We start from the raw sequence: 21,446 nt of genomic DNA, 5'->3' as shown, positions 1-21,446 counted from the left end.
CGAGTGATCGGAGCGATGCTTAAGTTCCGTACCGCATGCATCGTTGTGGTGCTTCTCGCGATCGGGCCGGCAGCCTTGGCTGCCGGCCCCATTGCTGAGCAACGCACGCCCGAGGAAGCGGCGCGCGTCGCGGCGGTGACGGCGCCGACTGAAGACTTCAGCCGGCCGGAGCCCTTCGAGGCGCTGCCCGGCGGCGCGGCGACCACACGCGCGCCGGCGAACGCCAACGCCTTTTCTCAGCCTTCCGCCAACATGAGTTTCGAGCGCGAGCTCGACTTCAAGATCGGCAACGGCCTGTTCAAGCGCCTCTGGGTATCGTCGCCGTCGTCGACCACCTCGGCGGACGGCCTCGGCCCGGTGTTTAACGCGCGCTCCTGCCAGCGTTGCCACCTGAAGGACGGGCGCGGCCACCCGCCGGCCTCGCCCGAGGATTCCGCCATCTCGATGTTCCTGCGGCTCAGCATTCCGCCGCAGGATGACGAACAGCGCGTTCTTATCGCCAGCGGGCGCGCCGCAGTGATCCCGGAGCCGACCTACGGCACCCAACTGCAGGACCAGGCGGTGCGCGGCCTGAAGGCCGAGGGCCGCATGGCCCTCCACTACGTGGAAGTGCCGGTGACCCTGGCCGACGGCACGGTGGTGAGCCTGCGCCGGCCCGCCTACGGCATTGCCGATCCCGGCTACGGACCGCTGCATCCCGAGGTTATGCTGTCGCCGCGCGTGGCGCCGCCGATGATCGGCCTCGGCCTGTTGGAAGCGGTTCCCGAGGAAGACATCCTGCGCGGCGCCGATCCGGACGACAGCGACGGCGACGGAGTCTCCGGGCGCGCCAACCGGGTGTGGGACAACGCTGCGGACAGGCTCGCGCTCGGCCGCTTCGGCTGGAAGGCGGGCGAGCCCGACGTGCTGCAGCAAAGCATCCATGCCATCAACGGCGACATCGGCATCTCGACGCCGGGCGCGCCGGCGGCGGCGGGCGACTGCACGCGGAACCAGCCGGCCTGCCTCGACGCGCCCGACGGCAACAGCCCGCATCTCGACGGACTGGAAGCCTCGGCCGAGATGCTTCAACTCATCGCCTTCTACAGCCGCAATCTGGCGGTCCCGGCGCGCCGCCATCTCGACGATCCGCAGGTCCTGGCGGGCAAGCAGGTATTCTACGCCAGCGGCTGTGCCGCCTGTCACCGCCCCAAGTTCGTGACGCGGCGCGACTCGCTGGGCGAAGAGCAGTCGTTTCAGCTTATCTGGCCCTACAGCGACCTGTTGCTGCACGACATGGGTGAGGGGCTTGCGGATCACCGTCCGGAGGGGCAGGCTTCCGGACGTGAGTGGCGCACCGCGCCGCTGTGGGGCATCGGCCTCACCGAGACCGTGAACGGTCACACCCAGTTCCTGCACGACGGGCGCGCGCGCAACCTGCTGGAGGCGATCCTCTGGCACGGCGGCGAGGCGGAAGCGGCCCGGCGCAAGGTGGTGGCCCTGGATGGCGAACGGCGCGCGGCGCTGCTGGCTTTCCTGCGGTCGCTGTAGACGGATCATCGAACGCCGGCGTGCCGGCACGAAGGAGACTGACCATGATTTTTGAGCGGCAGCTCAAGACGGCGGCAGCGGTGGCGCTGCTGGCCTGCGGCGGCGCCGTGGCGGTGCAGCCGGCGCCGGCTGCGGCGGCCGACTATGCCGCGCTGAACGCCGCAATCGTTGACGACTACGTGCTGCCGCGCTACGCGGCCTTCGCCGAGACGACCGCCGTGCTGGAAAGTGAACTGCGCAGGGCCTGCAGCGATGATGTCCTGCAGGCAGAGGAGGCGGCGGCTGCGTACAACGACGCGATGGATGCCTGGATGGCGGTGCAGCACCTCCGCTTCGGACCCGCCGAGCTGTTCCTGCGCAACGAGCGCATCGAGTTCTGGCCGGACAAGCGCGGCGTCGTCGGGCGCCATCTGGCGCAGATGCTCGCGGAGCAGAACCCCAAGGCGCTGGAGCCGCAAACCTTCGCCAGCGGCAGCGTCGCCGTGCAGGGCTTTCCCGCGCTGGAGCGCCTGATGTTCGACAGCGAGGCGTCGACCTGGGAGACGCCCTTCGGCTGCGCGGTGTCCGTCGCCATCGGCCGCAATCTCAAGGACATCGCGGCGGGCCTGCTGGCCGATTGGCAGGGCGGCGAGATCCACTACGCGCAGGTCGTCCGCAGTGCGACCGAAGGCAACGAGCGTTACTTCGATGCCAAGGAAGCCTCGCTCGATTTCGCCAAGTCGCTGCGCGGGGCGATCCTGCTGGTGCAGGACTACAAGCTGGGCCGGCCGCTCGGCGAACAACCGGAATCGGCGCGTGACACCCGGGCGGAATCCTGGCGCTCCGCGCGCTCCCTGCGCAACGTGCTGGTCAACCTGAAGGCCGCCCAGGCGCTCTATGAAGTCGGCGGCGACGACAGTTTCTCGGCGCAGGTGCGCCAACATCCCCAGGGCGCCGAACTGGACCGCGTCATCCGTGCCGCGCTGGAGCGGCTGATCGCCGCCGTCGAGGCGGAGCCCGCGTCGCTGGTCGCGGCGCTGAAGGCGCCCGATGGCTGGGACCGGCTCGATGCCATCCGCACCGAGGCGCGCCAACTGCTGGAGCTGATGGGGGGGCCGCTCTCCGAAGTCCTCGAACTGCCGATGGGATTCAACAGCTATGACGGCGATTAGGCGGCGCGATCTCCTCACCGCGGCGGCGGCGCTCTTTGCGGCCTGGCGGCTGCCTTTTCCGGACGGCGCGCAAGCCGCCGAGACCCGCTACTTCGTGAATGCCTGCTCCACGCAGGACGGCGGCACCCTGACCAGGGTGTTCGACGCGGCGGGTCACGTCGTCGCGACGCTGCCGCTGCCGGGGCGCGGCCACGGTGCCGCGCGGCGGCCGGGCGCACGCGAGGTCATCGCGTTTGCGCGGCGGCCGGGCCACTTCGCCGTCAGCTTCGATCCACTTTCCGGCGCAGCGGCGCGGCGTTTCGATGCACCCGAGGGGCGTCATTTCTATGGACACGGTGTGTTCAGCACCGATGGGCGCTGGCTGTTCGCCTGCGAGAACGACTACGACAATGCGCGCGGCTGCATTGGTGTCTACGACGCGACCGCCGGCTACCGGCGCGAGGCGGAGCTGGAAGCCTACGCCATCGGGCCGCACGAGATGGTGCTGCTGCGCGACGGCCGCACCCTTGCCGTGGCGAATGGCGGCATCCACACCCACCCCGGCAAGGGGCGAGAAAAGCTGAACATCGAGACCATGCAGCCTTCGCTGGCCTACATCGATTCAGAGAGCGGCGCGCTGCTGGAGGAATACCGTCTGCCGGCGGCGATGCACCAAGCCTCGATCCGTCACATCGCGGTGGCGCCGCAGGGGACCGTCGGCTTCGTCATGCAGTACGAGGGGCCGCGCAACAACCTGGTGCCGCTGGTCGGCTTTCACCGCCAAGGCGAGGCGGCGATCACCCTGCCGATCACCGAAGAGGCGACGCTGCGCGCCATGCGTCAGTATTGCGGCAGCGCGGCGATGGATGCTTCCGGGCAGGTGCTGGCGGCCTCGGCGCCGCGCGGCGGCACGATCACCTTCTGGTCGGTGGCCGAGCGGCGCTATCTCGCCAGCCTCTCCCTCGGCGACGGCTGCGGCGTGGCAGCCTCCGGCGAGGCCGGCGGCTTCATCGCCTCCAGCGGCTACGGCAAGCTGGTGCATCACAACGCGCTGAACGGCGAGACGCGCGCCCTCAATGATCCCGCGGCACCGGAAGTGGCCTGGGACAATCACATGCTGGCGCTGTCGATATAGCTTCAGATCTCCGTCGGGCCCTTGAGGTTCAGGCAGAGGCCGCTGAAGAGGGGCGGTCCGCTGGGCGCGGCCGGCGCCGGGCCGGCGTCCTCCAGGGTGACGGCGAGAGATTCCGAGGTCTTGATGGCATTCCAGCCATCCTCGCCGAGCGGTTCGCGCAGCACGTCACCACTGCTGACCTGCAGCAGCGGACGGGTGGCACCGGTCTCCTTTTCGATCGCCCAGACCTGGAAAACTTTGCCCTGGGCGGGCCCCTGGTAAGGCGTCAGGTCGCGCAGCGGTTCGACGGTAAGGCGCCAAGGCCCCTTGAAGGCGGTGACCACCAGCACCGGCTGGTTGGCCTCGTCCTCCAGCACCGCGACGTAGCTGGGCTGCACTTGTGCAGGCGCTTCGGCGATCTGCGGTGTGGCCGGCCGCGTCGCCTGGTAGCCGGCATAGGCAGTGACCAGCAGCGCAAGACAGGCGGCCGCCGCGCCGAAGGGTCGCCAGAAGGTCAGGCTGTTCCAAAAACCGCCGGCGGAGGTGGCGGCGGCCGGCGCCGCGGAGGCGGGGGCGATGCGCCGCTGCACGGCGCGCCAGACGTGGGCCGGCGGCGGCACCGCCGGTGTCGTGTCGTTCAGCGCGGTCAGCCGGTTCTCCCAGGCCTCGACCCGGCGGCGCAGGGCGGGCCGGCTGCGCATCAGCGTCTCAAAGCGGCGCCGCGCCGGGCCCTGCAGGGCTCCGGCCACATAGCCGCTGGCCAGCAGTTCCTGCAGTTCGTCGGATTCGTATCGCCTGGTTTCGCCGGTCATCGCTCGCCACCCAACTGGTCCAGGCAGTCGCGCACTTTCACCAGGCCGCGGCGGATCCAGGTCTTCACGGTGCCGACCGGGCGCTTCAGGCGGTCGGCGACCTCGGTCGGCGTCAGGCCCTGATGGTAGGACAGCAGGATGCAGTCGCGCTGCTCGTCGCCCAAGAGGCCGAGGCAGCCGAGCACCCGCTTCATCTCCTGGCTGGTTTCGGCCAGGGCGGCGGGATTGTCGGCGCTGGTGCGCGTGTCGCTATCAGGATTCCATTCCTCCTCCTGGGCGCGGTAATCCGCGCGCCGCAGCAGGTCGAGGGCCTGGTTGCGCACGACGTTGATCATCCAGGTCATCGGCCGGCCGCGGCTGGGATTGTAGCTGTCGGCATAGCGCCAAATCTTCACATAGGCCTCCTGCAAGGCCTCTTCGGCCCAAGCCTCCCGCCTCAATATACGCAGGGCAATGCCGAAGAGTTTCGCAGAGGTGGCATCGTAGAGCTGGCCGAAGGCCGCCTGGTCGCCCAGGCTGCAGCGGGACAGCAACTGCCCCAGAAGATCCGATGCGTCGCTGGTCGCCGTAGACTTCATGATTCCGCTCATGTGCTTCGTCCGGACAGACCGCTTTCCCGCCGGCGCGAGCGGGCCGTTTCGACCCTGAGGAAGACCCTGGTGGAAAATCTCGCGGGCCAGGCGTCTGGGGGCAACGGCGGGGGCACTGGTGTGAAGCTCGGTCGTGTGCAGGGCAAGGAGAGGCTGACTCCGGCCGGCGCTGGACTGTCTCAATGGGGCGGCGACTCGTGTTTCGGGAGTCTGCCTTCTCGGGGCAAGGATGACCAGGAAGAATGCGCGTCATACGGTCCGGCGCGGCGGCCCTTTGGCGCGCAGCGGCACCCCTGAAAATTGCGGAGATAGCGGCGGGCTACCTGTGCCGGGTGTGACCCCTTTGGGTAAGCGATGACGTAGTACTAAGAATTCGCGAATTTTTTAATCCGGGCTGAATCCCGGGCCGTTGCGCTGTGCCTTCCATGGCATTCCGTTTATACTCCGTCGCCAAGGACACAGGCTGAAATTCACATTCCCGAAAAGGCTTGGGGGAATGGCTACAATCACCGGACGTGAGGAACAGGCGCCATCACGCATGGATGCGACGCGCAAGATTCTCGCGCGACGGCGCAGGAACCTGTTGTTTCCGATACTGCTCTTGGTTGCGATCTGCCTGGTGGTGATGGCCGGGCTGTTGTATTGGAGCGCCGACTCCCTGACCCGGCGTGATGCCCTGGCCCAGGAAGACCTCGTCAAGTCCGTCGTGCAGATCCGCAAGGAGGGTCTGCGCCAGCTGGTGATCGACTATGCGTGGTGGGACGACGCCGTGGCCAAGCTCGGTGCCCAGCTCGACGAACGCTGGGCAAGGGAGGAAATGCCGGCTTACCTGCAGGCTAATTTCCACATCGCGGCGGGCTGGCTGATCGGCCCCGGCGGGCAGACCGTCTTCGCCTTTGAAAACGGCCGGGAGGTGGCGCCGGGCGCGGCACCCATCCTGCCGGAGGGTGTCGGCGAGATGGTCGCCGCCGCCCGTGGCGCCGCATCGATCGAAACGGTACCGGCTGCGGGCTTTGCGCTCTACAACCAGGAACTCGTCCTGGTCGGCGCCAGCCTCGTCGCCCCGGTCCACGAAGCCGGCGAGGCCGCCAAACAGAGCGCGCCGACCAATGTCCTCGTCTTCCTGCAGCCGATGGACGTGACGTTGTTCAACCGCGCCGGTGTCGGTGAGCACATCGCCAACCTGCACTTCCGGCGGGGCGGCGTGCCGACGGGCTATGTCGGCTGTCCGGTGCAGGGGGGGGATGGCGCCATGATCGGCAGCATCGTGTGGCGGGCGCAGCGTTCCGGCGACGATCTGCTGTGGAGCGTCGCACCGCTGCTGATCGTCGCCCTGGGGGCGGTCTGCCTGCTGCTTTTCCTCGCCATCAAGCGGGTGGACACGGTGGTGTCGCGCGAGGGCCGGCTGTCGATCTCCCTCTACCAGGAAAAGCAGCGGCGCTCGCAGAAATCGACCTTCGTTTCCATGGTGTCGCACGAGCTGCGCACGCCACTGCAGGCTATCGGCACCTCTGCCGACATGCTGGAGCGCTTCGGCGACCAGATGTCCGAGGCAGAGCGGCGGGAGGAAACCAAGACTATCCGCCGCGCGGTCAGCACGCTGGCGCGGCTGGTGGACGACGTCCTTATGATGGGCCGGGTCGAGGCGGCAGAAGACGGCCACGGGCGGGAGCCGCTCGATCTCGGCCGCTTCTGCAACGCCGTGTGGCGCGAAGTTTCCGTCGCCCTCCGAGCACGCCAGCAGATGGTGCTGCGGGACCGGATCGAGACGCCGCTGCCGGGGACCAGCGACGCCGCCCTGCATACCATCCTGTCGAACCTGATGCAGAACGCGATCAAGTACTCGCGCGGCGTCGGCAACATCGAGGTGGAACTGGCGCGCGAGGGCGGAGAAGTCGTCGTCGCGGTGACCGATTCCGGCCCCGGGGTGCCACCGGCCCTTCGCGAAGCGATCTTTCAGCCCTACTGGCGGGCGCGGGAGGTGGGGGGCATCACCGGGACCGGGCTTGGCCTTTCCGTCGCCCGCTCGGCCGCCCGCTCTCTGGGGGGCGACCTGACCGTCGAGGACGGCGCCCAGGGCCGCGGGGCCCGTTTCGTTCTGCGCTGGCCCCTGGCCGCATAGCCGCGGCGGCATGCCGCCGCCGGCATGACCCAGACGACATAGCCCGGAGCGACATAGCCCGGAGCGACATAGCCCGGAACGCGCGCGCTGGCCGCGGATGCCGCCCCGGCGTCCTAGCGTTGCAACCTGGACTCCCCTTAAGGTTGTAAATTCGCCGCGCAGTAACCTTAGAGTATAGTTCTAGAGGTTATTTCAATTTTCTACATGGTTAACAACTGATTCTGCCGGAGTCACTCCATGAATTGTGGGGAAAGTTGATAATTTACCAGTTTTGCGCGAATTTTTCCTTTGTGACTTCATAGCGATTTCGCATAGATTTCCCCGGGGTCATGGAATTCTCGATCAGTAGGGAGAACGGATGCTTGCTCATCAGACCATGGGGAAAGCCAGACAGGCGCACCCCGTAGACGTTCACGTTGGCGGTCGGGTCCGCCTGCGCCGAGTGTTTCTTGGCTACTCGCAGGAAAAGCTGGCCAACGCGTTGGGGCTGACTTTTCAGCAGATCCAGAAGTACGAGCGCGGTGCCAATCGCATCAGCGCGAGCAAGCTCTACGAGCTCTCGCGCATCCTAAGCGTGCCGGTGACCTATTTCTTCGAAGGGGTCGAGGCCGAGGGTGATGGCGGGGCGACCGCAGGCTCGGACGCCGGATCTGCGTCGTCAGGCAGCATCCATTCGTCTGACCCCGACTTCACCAACCAGCGTGAAACGTTACAATTGATCAGCTCTTACTATAGAATTCCTGATGCGAAGGTACGGGCTGAAGTCTTGTCGCTTTTGAAGACGTTGGGGCGCCCTGCCGAAGGCTGAACGCCCGGCAGGCGCAAGGGAGGATCGGACGGCGCACATCGAAGCGGGAACCCTGAATAGGATTCCGGCGCGGCTGCCAGCCAGCCGCGGGCGATCGTTCGTATACCTTATTTCCTCTGGTGGCCCGGTCTGCGCGGGCCGAATTTTCGTCAGTCTGTTGCGGTCTCCCAAGGGGCTTTCACGCCCCTTGGAGGCTGTAGCCGTGGCTGCAGGGCGGTCGTCCGGCCTCCGCCGGGGAGGCCGGCCATGAGCAGTCTGCCGGTAGCGGGCGATGTCGGCGGTTACGTCGAGTGGCTGGCCGAGGCCGGCAGCACGGCCGAGATCGGCGCCCGCCTGGAGGGCGTGCTCCAGCATCTGGGATTCGAGCGCTTCGCCTACGTCCATGTTCGCCCGCCGCTGGGCAAGAAGCTGCGCTCCTTCGTGCCGCCGGGATCGCGCAGCGGCAACCAGGTGCACGAGTTTCTCGCCACCCTGCCGGATGCCTGGGTCGACTATTATCTGGCCCGCGACTACGGCGATCTCGACCCGACCCTGCAGGTGGCCCTCGGCCGCCTGATGCCGTTCACCTGGCGTGAGATCGACGGCCGCAACGACCTGTCCAACGGTCAGCGCAAGGTTCTCAACGAGGCGCGCGACCATGGCATCACCAACGGTGCCACCATCCCGATTCACGGACCCGACGGCGGGTTGTCGACCCTCAGTGTCGTCAGCAACGTCAGCGAGCGCGTGTTTGAAGAGACCTTCCACCACGGGTTCCGCGATCTCATGTGGCTGGCGGTGAACACCCACGAAGCCTTCCTGGCTCTCGCTGCAGAGGCCGGCGAGGGGCAGCGGGTCCGCCTGACCGACCGCGAGCGCGACTGCCTGTTGTGGACCGCGCGCGGCAAAACCGCCTGGGAGTGCGGCCAGATCCTCAAGATTTCCGAGGAAACGGTGCTGTTCCACCTGAAGAACGTGAGCCGCAAGCTGGGCGTCTTCTCCAAACACCACGCCGTGGTCAAGGCCATCGTGCTGGGATACATCGTGCCCTAGCGCCCCGGCGCCTTTGCCCGACACCGCGTCCCGTGCATTTTCTTCGTTAGATCAAAACGTTAATCCCATCCCCCCATTTCTGGGGGGATGCTCCCCGCCGGCCTTGCCTGTCCAATCGTCTGCGAAGGCGATCGGAGGGGGTAACGACCGTGATCGACGTTGTAACACCAGACCTTTATGCGAACTACGCAGGTGATCTGCGGAGGATGTTCCGGCAGCGCTACCGCGTGTTCAAGCAGCGCCTGGGATGGAACGTGCCGGTGGCCGACGTCCCGGCGGGCGTGAGTACGGATGCCACCCTCGCGGATGCCACCTCCCCGGATGCCGGCTGCGAGGAGCGCGACGAGTTTGACGCGCTCTATCCGATCTACCTGCTGGCCTACGGCAGCGGCGAGGACGGGCTCATCGGCAGCTGGCGTTTCCTCCCGACAACCGGCCCCTACATGCTGCGCGACGTCTTTCCGCAACTCCTCGACGGCTCCCGTGCGCCCTACCATCCGCTGATCTGGGAAGGCAGCCGCTTTGCCGTGGAAGGCCGCGGCGCCCGCGGGCGCGCCAGCAGCGAACTGCTCTGCGCGGTGACCGAGACCTGCATCGCCTTCGGTATCCGCGAACTCATTACGGTCTACGACGCGCGCATGGAACGCCTGCTCCCGCGCCTCGGCTGCCCGCCGAAATGGCAATCGCAGGGCTACCGGATCGACGGCGCGCTGGCCTACACCGGCCGCTTCGACATGAACCACGCGACCCTGGCGAGCCTGCGCGCGGTTGGCGGCATTCAAGGCTCGGTCATCCGCAACGCGCCGTTCCTCCACGAGGCGGCGGTTGCCTAAACCTTCACTGCAAGGAGAATGAAATGTCTGACAACAACGATCCCATCGAACTGAAGCTCTGCGACCCGCTGCAGGACGCGGCTGCCATCAAGCGCTGCCTCGACTATTTGCGGATCGAAGCCGAGCGCACCGGCCTGCCTTTCGCCGCTCATCTGATCGGCGTCGCAGCCGAGGCGGTCTCGGATTCCATCGCCCTGTCTGAGAAGTCGATTGCCCGCATCGACCGCAACGGCGCCAACCAGCTTGCCGCCTCTGCCGGCGCGATGCACCAGCGCCACTAGGGCGCTCGCCGGACCCCGGGGGCCTGCGGGCCCCCCGGGGCCGCGACCGGATCCGAGGAAGGGATTGAGGGGAAAGTCATGAGCCTGGTCATCGATCATCTTTCCGCTGAAGACGCCGTCGGCCGCGATGCCGCCCGGCGTTCACGCGCCCTGCCGGCGAAGTCTGCTGTTCCGGCGAAACCCCTTGTTCCGGCAAAGCCCGCGGGCCACGCCCTGCTCGGCCACCTGCCGGAAATGAGTGCCGACCCTCTGCGCTTTTTCACCCGCATCGCGCGCGACCACGGCGACGCCGTGGAACTGCGCTTCGGCCTCGACAAAGTGCTGATGCTGAACAATCCGACGATGATCCGGCACGTGCTGCAGGACAACCGCCTGAACTACGAAAAGAGCAAGTTCTACGACGTCATGCGCTCGATCCTCGGCGGCGGGATCTTCCTCGCCGAGGGCGACGAATGGTTGTCGCAGCGTCGCACGGCGGCGCGCAGCTTTCAGGGGTGCCAGCTGCGTCGCATGACCGCCGAAATGCAGGGCGCGGTAGCCGACCTGCAGCAGCGCTGGCAAGGCATCGCGGCGCGCGACGGGGTCATCGACGTGATCCCGGAGATGATGCACCTCACCCTCGACATTCTCATGCGCACGCTCTTCAGCCTGCGCCTCGACCGCCAGCACGAGGGCGTGTTCGATGCCTTGACCGTGGTGCTGCGCGATGCCGAGCAGCGTATCTGGTCGCCGCTCAACGCGCCGCGCTGGCTGCCGACCCGGCGGAACCGGGCGGTGCGCGAGGCACTCGGCGTGCTCGACCGTTTCGTGCTCGGCCTCATCGCCGCCCGCCGTGCGGCTGCGCAGGTGAGCAATGATAGCCCAGAAGAAGATGGCCCGGAAAAAGATGGCGTGAACAGCGATGGCGTGGGCGACCTGCTCGACATGCTGCTCGCCAACCAGGGCGCGCGCAGCGACGATCAGCTCTGCAAGCAGATCCTGTCGATGATCCTGGCCGGGCACGAGACCACGGCCAACGCGCTCAGCTGGTGCTGGCACCTGCTGTCGCTGCATCCCGAATCCCTGCGCCGCCTGCGCAGCGAGGCGCAGGGCGCGCTGAACGGCCGCCTTGCCGGCTTCGCCGACCTGCCGGCACTGAAGTACACCCGCATGGTGTTCGACGAGACGCTGCGGCTCTATCCGCCGCTGTGGACCTTCTCGCGCACCGCCGTCGCCGACGATGTGATCGGCGGCATTCCGGTGAAGGCCGGCAGCTTCGTCATGATGAACATGTTCGCGGTGCACCGCCGGCCGGAGCTGTGGGACAATCCGGAAGGCTTCGACCCCGAGCGCTTTGAAGACGGCCAGGGTGCCGCCCAGCGCTTCGCCTATTTCCCGTTCAGCGATGGGCCCCGGACCTGCCTCGGCGAGCGCTTCGCCATTCTCGAATCGATGATCGCGATTTCGGGAATTGCCCAGCGGTTTGACCTCCAGCTTCTGCCCGGGCAGAAGGTGGAGCCGGAACCGATGATCACCCTGCGCCCGCGCGGGCCGCTGCTCATGCGGCTGCGTTCCGTGACGCCGGCCGCCTGACCGGCGGTTACACCTTACGAGGAGAAATGCCAGCCATGCCGGCGCCAGTCCTGGTCGCTCTGATGTACCTGGTGGGGCTCGGCATCGTCTATCCGTTCCTGCCGTTCCAGGCGCTTGCACTGGGTGCCACGCCGCTGCAGGTTTCCCTGCTGCTGGTCACCGACACCACCGTCATCCTGCTGCTGGCCCCGTTCTGGGGCCGCCTCAGCGATCAGCTCGGGCGGCGCCGGGTGATCTTTCTCGCGCTGTCGACGGGTCCCGTGGCCTGTCTGCTGCTGGCCTATGCCGACAGCCTGCTCCTACTGTTCGCCGCGCGCGCCTGTGCGGGCATCAGCAACGCCGCGATCCCGGTGATCCAGGCGCTGGTTGCCGACAGCACCTGTACACGCAGCAGGGTCAGCGGCATGGCGAATGTGAATTCGGCCTACGGCCTGGCCTTCATCATCGGTCCTCTGATCGGCACCGTCCTGCTCGGTGCCGGCGGAGACGACTACCGGCTGGCCGCCTACGGCGCCGGCGCTTTCTCGCTGCTGTCGATCCTGCTGACGGCGACGCTCCCGCGCGGATCCGCGCGCCGGCCGGTCAGCCGGGTCCGCTTCGTCGTCCTGCCGCCGCGCAGCATCGTTGCAGCGCCGCTCTGCCTCGCCCCAATTGCCATCATGGCCGTGCTGTCCTTCGCCTATGCCTCGATGGACTCAACCCTCGGCATGTGGTCGTCGCGGGTGCTGGAGTGGGATGCACGCGATGTCTCTCTGGCTTTCACGGCGGCCGGGCTCGCCGCGGTGTTCAGCCTCTGGGTGCTGATCCCGCTGTGCTGCCCGCGCTTCGGCGAGGCGTGGGTGACGGCAGGGGCCTGCACCGCGATGGTGCTGGGCATGGCGCTTTTCGTGCTGTGGCCAAACGACGTCGCGATCACCCTGGCCCTGATGCTGCTGGGTGCCGGCATCTCGGTGTGCCTCTCCTGCCTGCAGGCACTTCTCTCGAAGGCGGCGCCGGACACGGTGCAGGGCAGTGCCATGGGTTTCAACCACGCCGTCCTCAGTTTCGCGCGTATTCTTGGCCCGGTCTGGGGCGGCTTCGCCCTCGGCAGCCTCGGGACCGGCTGGCCTTACCTGACTGGCGCGCTGCTGGCCGCCGCGGCCCTGGCGATGGTGATGTGGATTTACCGGCCGCTGCCACGCGCACTGCCGGTTCAGGCGGCTCTGCGAAGGGAGTGATGCGATGTCGAACGTTGCCCGCTTTCTCGATGCCACCGCTGCCCGCCGGCCCGCCGGCAGGGCGCTGGTCTCCAATGGCCGCGGCTACAGCTTCGCGCAGGTTCTGGCGATGGCCAACCAGGTGGCCAACGGCCTGAAGGCGGCCGGCTACGGGCCGGGCAGCCGCATCGCGCTGGCCTGCGGCAACCGGCCGGGCTTTCTTGCCGCCTACTACGGTATCCTCAAGATCGGCGGCCTGGCGGTGGTGCTCAGCACCACGCTGCGCCAGCGCGACATCCAGTTCCAACTGGAAGACTCCGGCGTCGAGGCGCTGCTGACCTACGACGGCCGCGGCGACACGACCTACGGTGAGTGGGCGCTGGCCGCCGCCGAGGCGGTGCCGGCCTGCCGCCGCGCCTGGGTGATTCCGGCCGAACTCGACGGGCCCTCGACCATCGCCGGCGTGCCCGCCCTGGGCGCGCTGATGGCGGGGCAGTCCGACCGGGCGGCGACTCATGACTATGCCGGCGACGAGACGGCGGTGCTGCTCTACACCTCCGGCTCCACGGGACGGCCGAAGGGCGTCGAGCTGACCCAGACCAACCTGATTGCGCTGACCCGCATCAACCAGGGTCTGGCGCCGCGCGAAGACACCCGCGTGCGGCTCATCTCGACGCCGCTGTTCCATGTCATGGGCCAGGTCTGCGGCCTCAACCTCGCCATGCTGAACGGCGAGACGCTGGTGCTGGCCGAGGGTTTCGACCCGGCGCTGCTGTGGCGCCTCATGATCGAGGAGGCGGCGACCTACTTCGTGCACATGCCGATCTACTACCAGTACCTGCTGGAGCAGGCCGGCGGGGTCGACGAGGCCGCGGTACGGCGCAACCTAAAGCTCTGCGCCACCGGCGGCGCGCCGCTTTCGGCCGGCTTGTCGGACGCTTTCGAGGGACGCTTCGGCGTGCCGTTGGTCCCCGGCTACGGGCTCACTGAGGCGGCCTCCATCGTCGCCTGGGGCGGTGGAAATGGGGGCGGTGGCGAGCGCAGCCGGCGCGGCCTCTCGCCGACCACGGTGGGGCGGGTGGTGCCGGGCGTCGAGGTGGTGCTGGAGGAGGCGGGGCGGCCAAGTGCCGCGCCGGGTGCACAGGGTGAGATCCTGGTGCGCGGGCCCGGTGTGATGAAGGGCTATCTCAACCTGCCGGAGGAGACCGCGCGCACGCTTGCCGGCGGCTGGCTACGCACCGGCGACATCGGCCGCTTCGACGCTGCCGGACGGCTCGACATTCTCGGCCGTGCCGACGACAAGATCCTGCGCGGTGAGGAGCACATCTACCCGGCCGAGGTGGAGGCGGTGCTGAAGTCTCATCCGGCGGTCGCCGAAGCGGCGGTGATCGGCATCCCCGATGCTTACCTGGGCCAGGAGGCAAAGACCTTCGTGGTGCTGCGTCACGGCTGTGCGCTGGACGGCGGCGACCTGCTCGGCTGGCTTGCCCGCGAGTTGCCGGACGGCAAGTGCCCCGGCCTCGTCGAGTTCCATGCCGCCTTGCCGATGACCGCCACCGGCAAGGTGGCGCGCCATGAGCTGGTTAACCTTAACGACGCGGCCACCGCGCAGTAACGAATTCTACAGGACCAGCGGGCTAGCCTGACCTTCGCCGCCCAAGCCTTGTGAGCGAAGCAAAAAGGCAGGCCGACAGATGTACCGCAGCAACGTCACAATCAAGCGCAAGGAGCGTCGGCGCGACCGCCGCCGTCCGCTGCAGCTGGACGCACGCCTGGGCGGCCAGGAGGTCACGCTGACCGATCTCAGCGCCGCCGGCTTCGGCGTGGCCCTGGATGCCACCGACCGGCGGCCCTATGGTTTCCGTGCCGGCCAGCGCCTGCGCCTCGAGCTGATCCCGAAGGGGCACGATCCGATCGAATTCGCCGTGGAAATCGTGCGGCCGCTGGGTGAGAACGGGATCGTCGGCGGCGTCTTCCTGGGTCTGACCGACGCGGCCTACAACACCATCGAGTCGCTGCTGACCGGGCGCTTCAACCGGCGCCGCTGAGGCCGTCTCTCCCAAGGATGCCGAAGAAAGAGGTGCCCAAGAAAAGAGGCGCCGTCGCCGGCGCCCCTACGATACTTCGCCGTGTGGCTTTGTGCTTTCAGCTGCCCTGCGCGACTTGGGTGACTTCCAGCTGCGGCTTGCGGCTGTAGAAGATGTGGCGGCCGATGGTCGGGCCTTCGGCGAAGGCCTTGCGCCACACCGGCTTCACGTAGTCGGCGTGATACCACAGCGCGCCGCTGGAGGGATCCTCGGCGCGGCCCCAGTAGACCTGGCTGGCCAACTCGGTGGCTTCCGCCCAGGCGGTCTGGTCCTCGATCTCGTCCGGCTTGCCGTCGCAATACCAGGAGAACTGGCAGCGGTGCAGTACCTCGTCGGTGCCGTCCTGCACGACGCCGCAGACGGAGTCGGGGAAATACTGCGAGGCGACGCGGTTCATCACCACGTGGGCCACGGCCAGCTTGCCTTCCAGAGGCTCGCTGCGAGCCTCGAAGTAGATGTTCTGGGCCAGGCAGGTCAGCTCCTCGCGCAGCTTGCCCGGGTTCGGCGTGAAGCTCGCGGCAAGCTGATCTTCCAGGTCGAGGGTCTTGAGACCGACCTGGCGCACGTAGAAATGGTCGGGGTCGATGTCTTTCATGTCGACGGGGATGAAGCTCTGCGCGGTCACCCGGGTCCAGGAGTCATAGACCTGGTCGCTGGACGCCACGCCCGCCAGGGCGGCACCGGCGGCGATGCAGGCAAGCGGTGCGCTGATCGCCGAGCAGAGCGCCTTGGCGCTGAGCTCATGATGGTGGCCTTTGCTGTGGGGCCGCCCGGTCACCAGCTGGCGCGCCACGGCGAGCCAGCGATCCCGGTGCGGCCGCACGACGGCCAGCATGTGTGCAATCCGACTCATCTAACGTCCGATACCCTGTGAACTCTCTGCAGCGCGCGCCTTGCCTTCGGTCCGGGCTTTGCCAGTCTTCGTCGGGGTTTGGAACCTCTGGGTTCAGGCCCCGCCGGCCTGGCGTTAACGCCCGGTCTGGCGCTTCGTCCGCAGGGAAAGGTTTACACAATCTTAATCGGTCACATCAAGAAGAATCGTCTTATCTTTGAGCTAAATTCCCAGAAAATTCGAGGTAAATTAACTATTAATCTTATATATATTCAAAAAACAATAATGTACTTATCGGAAACAATGTTTCTTACTGTCGAATATACTTAGTTTTAGCTGCGCATCGAGTCGTTTATTACTTGTTAACCGTTGGAAATTGTCGACCGACCCCTAAGAATTCTCGGATTGATTACAGTTGATTTCGCGCCTGCGGCAGGACGATTCACGCCGTTTCTATTAGTGCTTTGGTGATTGAGTCTTGCCCCGGCGGTGAGTCCGGCGGAACCAATACTAAGGTCCCGGAGCGGGGGGCCGGCTGTCGGACGGCGAGACGGCGCTCAGTTCCGGCGATCCATCGGCGGCAAATTTGGGGCAGGCGCCGGAGCGCCTGCCGAGTCGCGGTCCAGGGTTGACCGAAAAGGTTAACAAGTTAACGGTGTCCCTCAGAGCCGATTGAGTGTCAGAAGGCGGTGGTCGCCGAGCCAAGCCTTGGCAAAGGCGGCCTTGGTCGCAGACTGGTTGCTGTCACCCGCGGCGACCTGGGCCTGCAGCAGGCCCCAGAGCGCCCATCCGTTGCGCGGGGCCTGTCCGAGCGCCTGCACGAACACTGCCACGGCGTCCTGGGCGCGCCCCTGCTGCAGCAGCACAGCGCCGAGTGTTTGGCGGACCGGGTAGTACCAGAACGGCGGCTCCATGTAGGGCATCGCATCCTGCAAAGCGATGGCCTCTCTCAGATGATGTTCGGCTGCCGTCAAGTTCGCACGGGACTGCTCGACGCGGGCCTCCACTACATGCTTGGCGATCGACAGCACCGTGCGGGCCGGCACGTACTGTGCTTCCAGCCCGCTCATGTCCGCATCCGCGATGAGACGATCGATCGCCTCAGCTTCGCGCAGCCCCGCCTCGCTGGCTCCCTCAGCAGCGAGCGCGACGCCCCGCGCGTAGTGCCAGAAGCCTTTTACGAAGGGGAACCGGTCTCCCGGATCGGGCAGGGCGAGCACGGTAGCCGGATCGCTGAACTGCGCATGGGCGCTGTAGGGCGCGGTCTTTATCGCCTGAACCCAGGCCAGTTCCTGCGAGACGTCGTCGGAGGTCACCGCGGCGAGCTTGTCTGCGCTGGCGAGCACGTCTTCAGCCACGCCGGCCATCTGCGCCGAGACGAGCAGGAAGTGCACATTGTGCGGATAGTAGCCAAAGCGATAGAGCGGGCTTGCCGCCTCGCCGGCCTGCCGCAGGAATGCTTCGTCGGCTGCGATGGCATCGCGGTTGACCTCCATCGAATCCTTGTGGCGTCCGATGCGCATATAGATGTGCGCCGGCATATGCGCGAGATGACCGGCGGCCGGCGCCGCGCCTCGCAGGCGATCGGCGACCGCCTCGGCATCTTCGGGATGGGCGGAGGCTTCCACCGCATGGATGAACAGGTGCGCCGCGCCGGCATGATCCGGATCGAGCTCGAGCGCCTGCTTCAGCGAGACGGCGATCTCGCGACCGCGGCCCTTCGGCGTGGTGCCATCGGCCTCCCAGTAGTCCCACGGCTGCAGGTTCATGAGCGCCTCGGCGAAGAGCACAAGAATGTTGGCGTCGCGCGGATAGTCTTGAGCGGCTTTTTGCAGGGCGTTGGCCCATGCCTTGTCCAGTGCGGTGCGATCCTCACTGGGATTGTCTGTATATCGAAGGGCCAGCGCCTCGATGAGCGCCTTCTCCTTGGCGCTGGTTCCCTGCCGCAGTGACATGGCCCGCTGAGCGGCGGCGAAGGCCGGTGCCACGGCTTCTTCGTGCATGCCGTCGTTGATGTTGGGGCCGAGCACCAGGGCCTCACCCCAGTAGCAGAGGGCGCAAGCGGGATCGAGCCGCTGGGCCTCCTGGAAGGCGCGCCGAGCCTCGGCGTGGTTGAAGGCCCAGGCGAGCCGCAGGCCCTGGTCGAAGTAGGCCTGTACCATGGTGTTGCCGGTGGTGATCGGCATCGTCATCACGCCGAGCCCGTCGTAGAGCGGTTGCGTGCCGGCGCCGCTGCCATCGGTGACTGCGGCGCTGATCCCCGGTTGGAAAACTTCCTGTCCGCGCTCGGGCGCCGCGGCGTCGTGGGCATGGGCAAGGGAAATTGTCGCGGTGCTGGCAAGCAGGGCCGCCGCGAGTGGACGCTGTAGGTGTTTGCGAATCATGGGTAAATTCCTTGTCTCTTGTCGTCAGAGGCAGACGCCGGGCAGTTGTCCGTACGGCTCCGCGGTCTGCGCAGGATTGAGCAAGGAGAGCAATAGCCCTGCGGCGTGTCGCGACGATGTCGCCGCGCCGCCCATTGGGTTTCAATTATGTCGGTTACCGAGCGCTCGCCGAAAGGCGGTGGGCGTCAGCGAAGGCCCTTGACGCTGCCAAGGGGGCTCAGGAGGGACTGGTGGATGCCGCATTCGGTTTTGCCGCTGCCGGCCCAGCGGCCGGCGCGCGAACCCGCCTCGCCACCGCTCTTGAAGGTGCAGGGAGCGCAGCCGATAGAGCCGTAGCCCTCCGCGCCGAGAGGATGGCGCGGCAGGCCGCGGTCGGCGAAGGCGGCGGCGATCGCGGCGGTGTTCCACTTGGCCAGCGGATTGACTTTGATGCGTGATTCGGAAGGCTCGAACAGGCCGATCTCTCCGCGCAGTCCGCCCTGGAAGCGCTTGCGGCCGTTGATCCAGGCGCTGAAACCGGAGAGCGCGCGCTCCAGCGGCAGCACCTTGCGCAGGCGGCAGCAGAGATCCGGATTGCGGCGCCACAAGGTACCGTCCTGATCGGCCCAGGCGAGATCTTCCGCGGCGGGCCCGATGCTCCGCACATCGGTAAGCCCAAGGCGCTCGATCAGCGCGTCGCGGTAGGCGAGGGTCTCGGGAAAGTGCTTGCCGGTTTCCAGGAAGATCACCGGCGTCGCCGGGTTCACCTGTGCGACGAGGTCCAGCAGCACCGCGGACTCGGTGCCGAAGGAGGACACTACGGCGATGCGGCCGGGAAAGATCTCATTGATGGCGGCATCCAGCAGCGCGGTGCTGTCCAGACCGCCGTAGCGCTGTTCCAGCAGGCGGGCGCGCTGGGCAAGGCGCAGGGCACCGTCCTGGTTCGCCGGTGGCCGCACGGCGAGGGAACGGCGGCCGACTTCGCCGGGGCGCATCGTCACGACTTCGCGCCGACGCGGCCCAGCACGCCGATGGACGCGCGCTGCCGGCCGGTCGGCTGGTAGGTGAAGGCGATCTCGCTGGTCGCATCGTGCCAGGCTTCCACGGCCTTCTCGTCCTTGACCTCGAAGGCGTCGAAGCCGCAGCGCAGCATCAGCTGGAACTGATCGCGCAGCACGTTGCCGACGGCGCGCAGTTCGCCGGTGAAGCCGTAGCGTTCGCGCAGCAGGCGCGCCGAGGAATAGGGACGACCATCGCCGAAACGTGGAAATTCCAGCGCGACGAGATCGAAGAGCGCGAGGTCGTCGGCGATCTGCGCCGGCGCCTGGTCGCTCTTCAGACGCAGCCCGAGGCGGCCGTTGTGGCCGCGCAGGCGCTCGCGCCGCTCGCGCCACTGGTCCAGCGTGACGATGACTTTGTCGCCGGGCCGCGCATCGGCATCGTCGGCCAGCGGCGTCCAGTCGTCGGTCACCAGGGCGCCATCCTTAAGCAGCGGCATAGAGCTTCTCCTTGAAGGGCGCATGACCGATGCGAGCCAGGGTGTCGTTGAAGCGCTCTCCGTCGCGGCGCTGCTCCAGGTAGGTGGCGACGATATTGTCCACCGCATCGACCACGTCGTCGTAGGAGAACGCAGGACCGATAATCTTGCCGACGGCGGCGTTCTCATCGGCGCTGCCGCCGAGCGTGATCTGGTAGAACTCCTCGCCGTGCTTGTCGACACCCAGGATGCCGATGTGGCCGACATGGTGATGGCCGCAGGCATTGATGCAGCCGGAGATCTTGACCTTCAGTTCGCCGATGTCGTGCTGGCGCTGAAGGTCGCTGAAGCGCTGGGTCAGGCGCTGCGCGACCGGGATCGAGCGCGCGTTGGCCAGGTTGCAGTAGTCGAGACCTGGGCAGGCGATGATGTCGGAGATCAGCCCGGCGTTCGGCGTGCCGAGGCCGTTGGCCTCCAGCGTCTCCCACACCTCGGGCAGGTCCGACAGGCGAACGTGCGGCAGCACCAGGTTCTGCTCGTGGCTGACACGGATCTCGTCATGCCCGAAGCGCTCGGCGAGGCCGGCGACCACGTCCATCTGCTCGGCGCTGGCGTCGCCCGGCGCCTCGCCCTCGGGCTTCAGCGAGACGGTGACGCAGGCATAGCCGGGCGCGCGGTGTGCCGTCACATTGGTGCGGACCCAGCGGGCGAAGGCGCGGTCCTCGAAGCGGCGCGCCTCGAACGCTGGCTGGTTGGCATCCAGCGTCTCGAAAGCCGGCGGCGCGAAGTATTCCTCGATGCGCCGGATCTCCTCGGTGGGCAGGGTGAGAGCACCGTCCTTGACGTGCTGCCACTCGTCCTCGACCAGGTCCTTGAAGGTCTCGGCGCCGGTCTGCTGCACCAGGATCTTTATGCGCGCCTTGTAGAGATTGTCGCGGCGGCCGAGCTGGTTGTAGACGCGCAGGATCGCTTCCAGGTAGCTCAGCAGGTGCTGTTTGGGCAGGAACTTTCGGATCGACGTACCGATCACCGGGGTACGGCCCATGCCGCCGCCGACGATCACCTCGAAGCCGACCTCGCCGGTCTCGTTGCGGCGGATCTGCAGGCCGATATCATGGAAGCGCACGGCGGCGCGGTCGTTCGGCGCGCCGGTGATGGCGATCTTGAACTTGCGCGGCAGGAACGTGAATTCCGGGTGCAAGCTCGACCACTGGCGGATGATCTCCGCATAGACGCGCGGATCCTCGATCTCGTCGCCGGCGGCCCCGGCGAAGTGATCGGCGGTCACGTTGCGGATGCAATTGCCGCTGGTCTGGATGGCGTGCATCTCGACCTCGGCCAGCTCGTCCAGGATATCCGGCACGTCGTCCAGCTTCGGCCAGTTGTACTGGATGTTCTGGCGCGTGGTGAAGTGGCCGTAGCCGCGGTCATACTTGCGCGCGATATGGGCCAACTTGCGCAGCTGGCGCGCTGACAGCGTGCCATAGGGCACGGCGACCCGCAGCATGTAGGCGTGCAGCTGCAGATAGAGGCCGTTCATCAGGCGCAGCGGCTTGAACTCGTCCTCGGAGAGCTCGCCGGCGATGCGGCGCTCCACCTGGCCGCGGAACTGCTTCACGCGCTGGCGCACGAAGGCGGCATCGAACTCGTCGTAGCGGTACATCTCT

19 protein-coding genes are annotated in these 21,446 nt (G+C 67.1%); 12 read left to right on the top strand and 7 right to left on the bottom strand.

From position 1 onward, the window contains the following. The first annotated feature begins 15 nt into the window (after window positions 1–15). The 3 genes from WDC82_RS16640 to WDC82_RS16630 are packed head-to-tail and all read left to right on the top strand — an operon-like array spanning window position 16 to window position 3,795. On the top strand, window positions 16–1,530 hold the full coding sequence (locus tag WDC82_RS16640) for a di-heme oxidoredictase family protein (protein WP_340118484.1): 1,515 nt from the start codon (window positions 16–18) through the stop codon (window positions 1,528–1,530). Window positions 1,531–1,574: 44 nt separating this feature from the next. Further along, window positions 1,575–2,681: an imelysin family protein gene (locus WDC82_RS16635; RefSeq protein WP_340118483.1), complete on the top strand. Its 1,107-nt coding sequence runs from the start codon at window positions 1,575–1,577 to the stop codon at window positions 2,679–2,681. Next, window positions 2,668–3,795: a DUF1513 domain-containing protein gene (locus WDC82_RS16630; protein WP_340118482.1), complete on the top strand. Its 1,128-nt coding sequence runs from the start codon at window positions 2,668–2,670 to the stop codon at window positions 3,793–3,795. Before WDC82_RS16635 ends, WDC82_RS16630 begins: the two co-directional genes overlap by 14 nt. Before the next feature lie 2 nt (window positions 3,796–3,797). On the opposite strand, the gene WDC82_RS16625 is transcribed toward WDC82_RS16630, so the two are convergent. Together WDC82_RS16625 and WDC82_RS16620 are read right to left on the bottom strand one after the other, a co-directional pair. Continuing rightward, window positions 3,798–4,586 carry an anti-sigma factor domain-containing protein gene (locus tag WDC82_RS16625; RefSeq protein ID WP_340118481.1) on the bottom strand — a complete coding sequence of 263 codons (789 nt, stop codon included), beginning with the start codon at window positions 4,584–4,586 and terminating at the stop codon, window positions 3,798–3,800. Further along, window positions 4,583–5,164: a sigma-70 family RNA polymerase sigma factor gene (locus WDC82_RS16620; RefSeq protein ID WP_340118480.1), complete on the bottom strand. Its 582-nt coding sequence runs from the start codon at window positions 5,162–5,164 to the stop codon at window positions 4,583–4,585. Before WDC82_RS16620 ends, WDC82_RS16625 begins: the two co-directional genes overlap by 4 nt. A 508-nt stretch (window positions 5,165–5,672) precedes the next feature. Between WDC82_RS16620 and WDC82_RS16615 the strand changes: the two genes are divergently transcribed. From WDC82_RS16615 to WDC82_RS16575, 9 genes are all read left to right on the top strand, one after another. Further along, window positions 5,673–7,298, top strand: a complete 1,626-nt coding sequence (locus WDC82_RS16615) for an ATP-binding protein (protein WP_340118479.1) — start codon at window positions 5,673–5,675, stop codon at window positions 7,296–7,298. A gap of 358 nt (window positions 7,299–7,656) precedes the next feature. Next, window positions 7,657–8,106, top strand: a complete 450-nt coding sequence (locus tag WDC82_RS16610; protein ID WP_340118478.1) for a helix-turn-helix transcriptional regulator — start codon at window positions 7,657–7,659, stop codon at window positions 8,104–8,106. 246 nt (window positions 8,107–8,352) lie between these two features. Further along, window positions 8,353–9,138: an autoinducer binding domain-containing protein gene (locus WDC82_RS16605; RefSeq protein ID WP_340118477.1), complete on the top strand. Its 786-nt coding sequence runs from the start codon at window positions 8,353–8,355 to the stop codon at window positions 9,136–9,138. A gap of 149 nt (window positions 9,139–9,287) precedes the next feature. Next, window positions 9,288–9,971: an acyl-homoserine-lactone synthase gene (locus WDC82_RS16600; RefSeq protein ID WP_340118476.1), complete on the top strand. Its 684-nt coding sequence runs from the start codon at window positions 9,288–9,290 to the stop codon at window positions 9,969–9,971. 23 nt (window positions 9,972–9,994) lie between these two features. Next, on the top strand, window positions 9,995–10,252 hold the full coding sequence (locus WDC82_RS16595; RefSeq protein WP_340118475.1) for a hypothetical protein: 258 nt from the start codon (window positions 9,995–9,997) through the stop codon (window positions 10,250–10,252). Window positions 10,253–10,330: 78 nt separating this feature from the next. Next, a complete protein-coding gene (locus WDC82_RS16590; RefSeq protein ID WP_340118474.1) occupies window positions 10,331–11,824 on the top strand; it encodes a cytochrome P450 in 1,494 nt (497 codons plus the stop codon). Window positions 11,825–11,859: 35 nt separating this feature from the next. Beyond that, entirely contained in the window at window positions 11,860–13,041 is a 1,182-nt protein-coding gene (locus WDC82_RS16585; RefSeq protein WP_340118473.1) for an MFS transporter, read from the top strand. Window positions 13,042–13,045: 4 nt separating this feature from the next. Then, complete coding sequence (locus WDC82_RS16580) at window positions 13,046–14,635, top strand: AMP-binding protein (RefSeq protein WP_340118472.1); 1,590 nt, start codon at window positions 13,046–13,048, stop codon at window positions 14,633–14,635. A gap of 79 nt (window positions 14,636–14,714) precedes the next feature. After that, entirely contained in the window at window positions 14,715–15,068 is a 354-nt protein-coding gene (locus WDC82_RS16575; protein WP_340118471.1) for a PilZ domain-containing protein, read from the top strand. A 97-nt stretch (window positions 15,069–15,165) separates the two neighbouring features. On the opposite strand, the gene WDC82_RS16570 is transcribed toward WDC82_RS16575, so the two are convergent. The 5 genes from WDC82_RS16570 to WDC82_RS16550 form a co-directional block, all read right to left on the bottom strand. Beyond that, the gene (locus tag WDC82_RS16570) at window positions 15,166–15,960 is read right to left on the bottom strand and encodes a cell wall hydrolase (RefSeq protein WP_340118470.1); all 795 of its coding nucleotides are present in this window, start codon (window positions 15,958–15,960) and stop codon (window positions 15,166–15,168) included. 641 nt (window positions 15,961–16,601) lie between these two features. Next, the gene (locus WDC82_RS16565) at window positions 16,602–18,323 is read right to left on the bottom strand and encodes a tetratricopeptide repeat protein (RefSeq protein ID WP_340118469.1); all 1,722 of its coding nucleotides are present in this window, start codon (window positions 18,321–18,323) and stop codon (window positions 16,602–16,604) included. A gap of 185 nt (window positions 18,324–18,508) precedes the next feature. After that, on the bottom strand, window positions 18,509–19,297 hold the full coding sequence (locus tag WDC82_RS16560; protein WP_340118514.1) for a phosphoadenylyl-sulfate reductase: 789 nt from the start codon (window positions 19,295–19,297) through the stop codon (window positions 18,509–18,511). A 2-nt stretch (window positions 19,298–19,299) separates the two neighbouring features. Then, window positions 19,300–19,800 carry a DUF934 domain-containing protein gene (locus WDC82_RS16555; protein WP_340118468.1) on the bottom strand — a complete coding sequence of 167 codons (501 nt, stop codon included), beginning with the start codon at window positions 19,798–19,800 and terminating at the stop codon, window positions 19,300–19,302. Continuing rightward, window positions 19,787–21,442 carry a nitrite/sulfite reductase gene (locus WDC82_RS16550; protein ID WP_340118467.1) on the bottom strand — a complete coding sequence of 552 codons (1,656 nt, stop codon included), beginning with the start codon at window positions 21,440–21,442 and terminating at the stop codon, window positions 19,787–19,789. The genes WDC82_RS16555 and WDC82_RS16550 overlap by 14 nt, the downstream gene beginning before the upstream one ends. Between the last annotated feature and the right edge of the window lie 4 nt (window positions 21,443–21,446).

This window comes from Pelagibius sp. 7325, from assembly GCF_037652055.1.
GTDB lineage: Bacteria > Pseudomonadota > Alphaproteobacteria > Kiloniellales > Kiloniellaceae > Pelagibius.
Note: the sequence above shows the minus strand (reverse complement) of the source record. Positions and strands in the feature narration are given on the sequence as shown.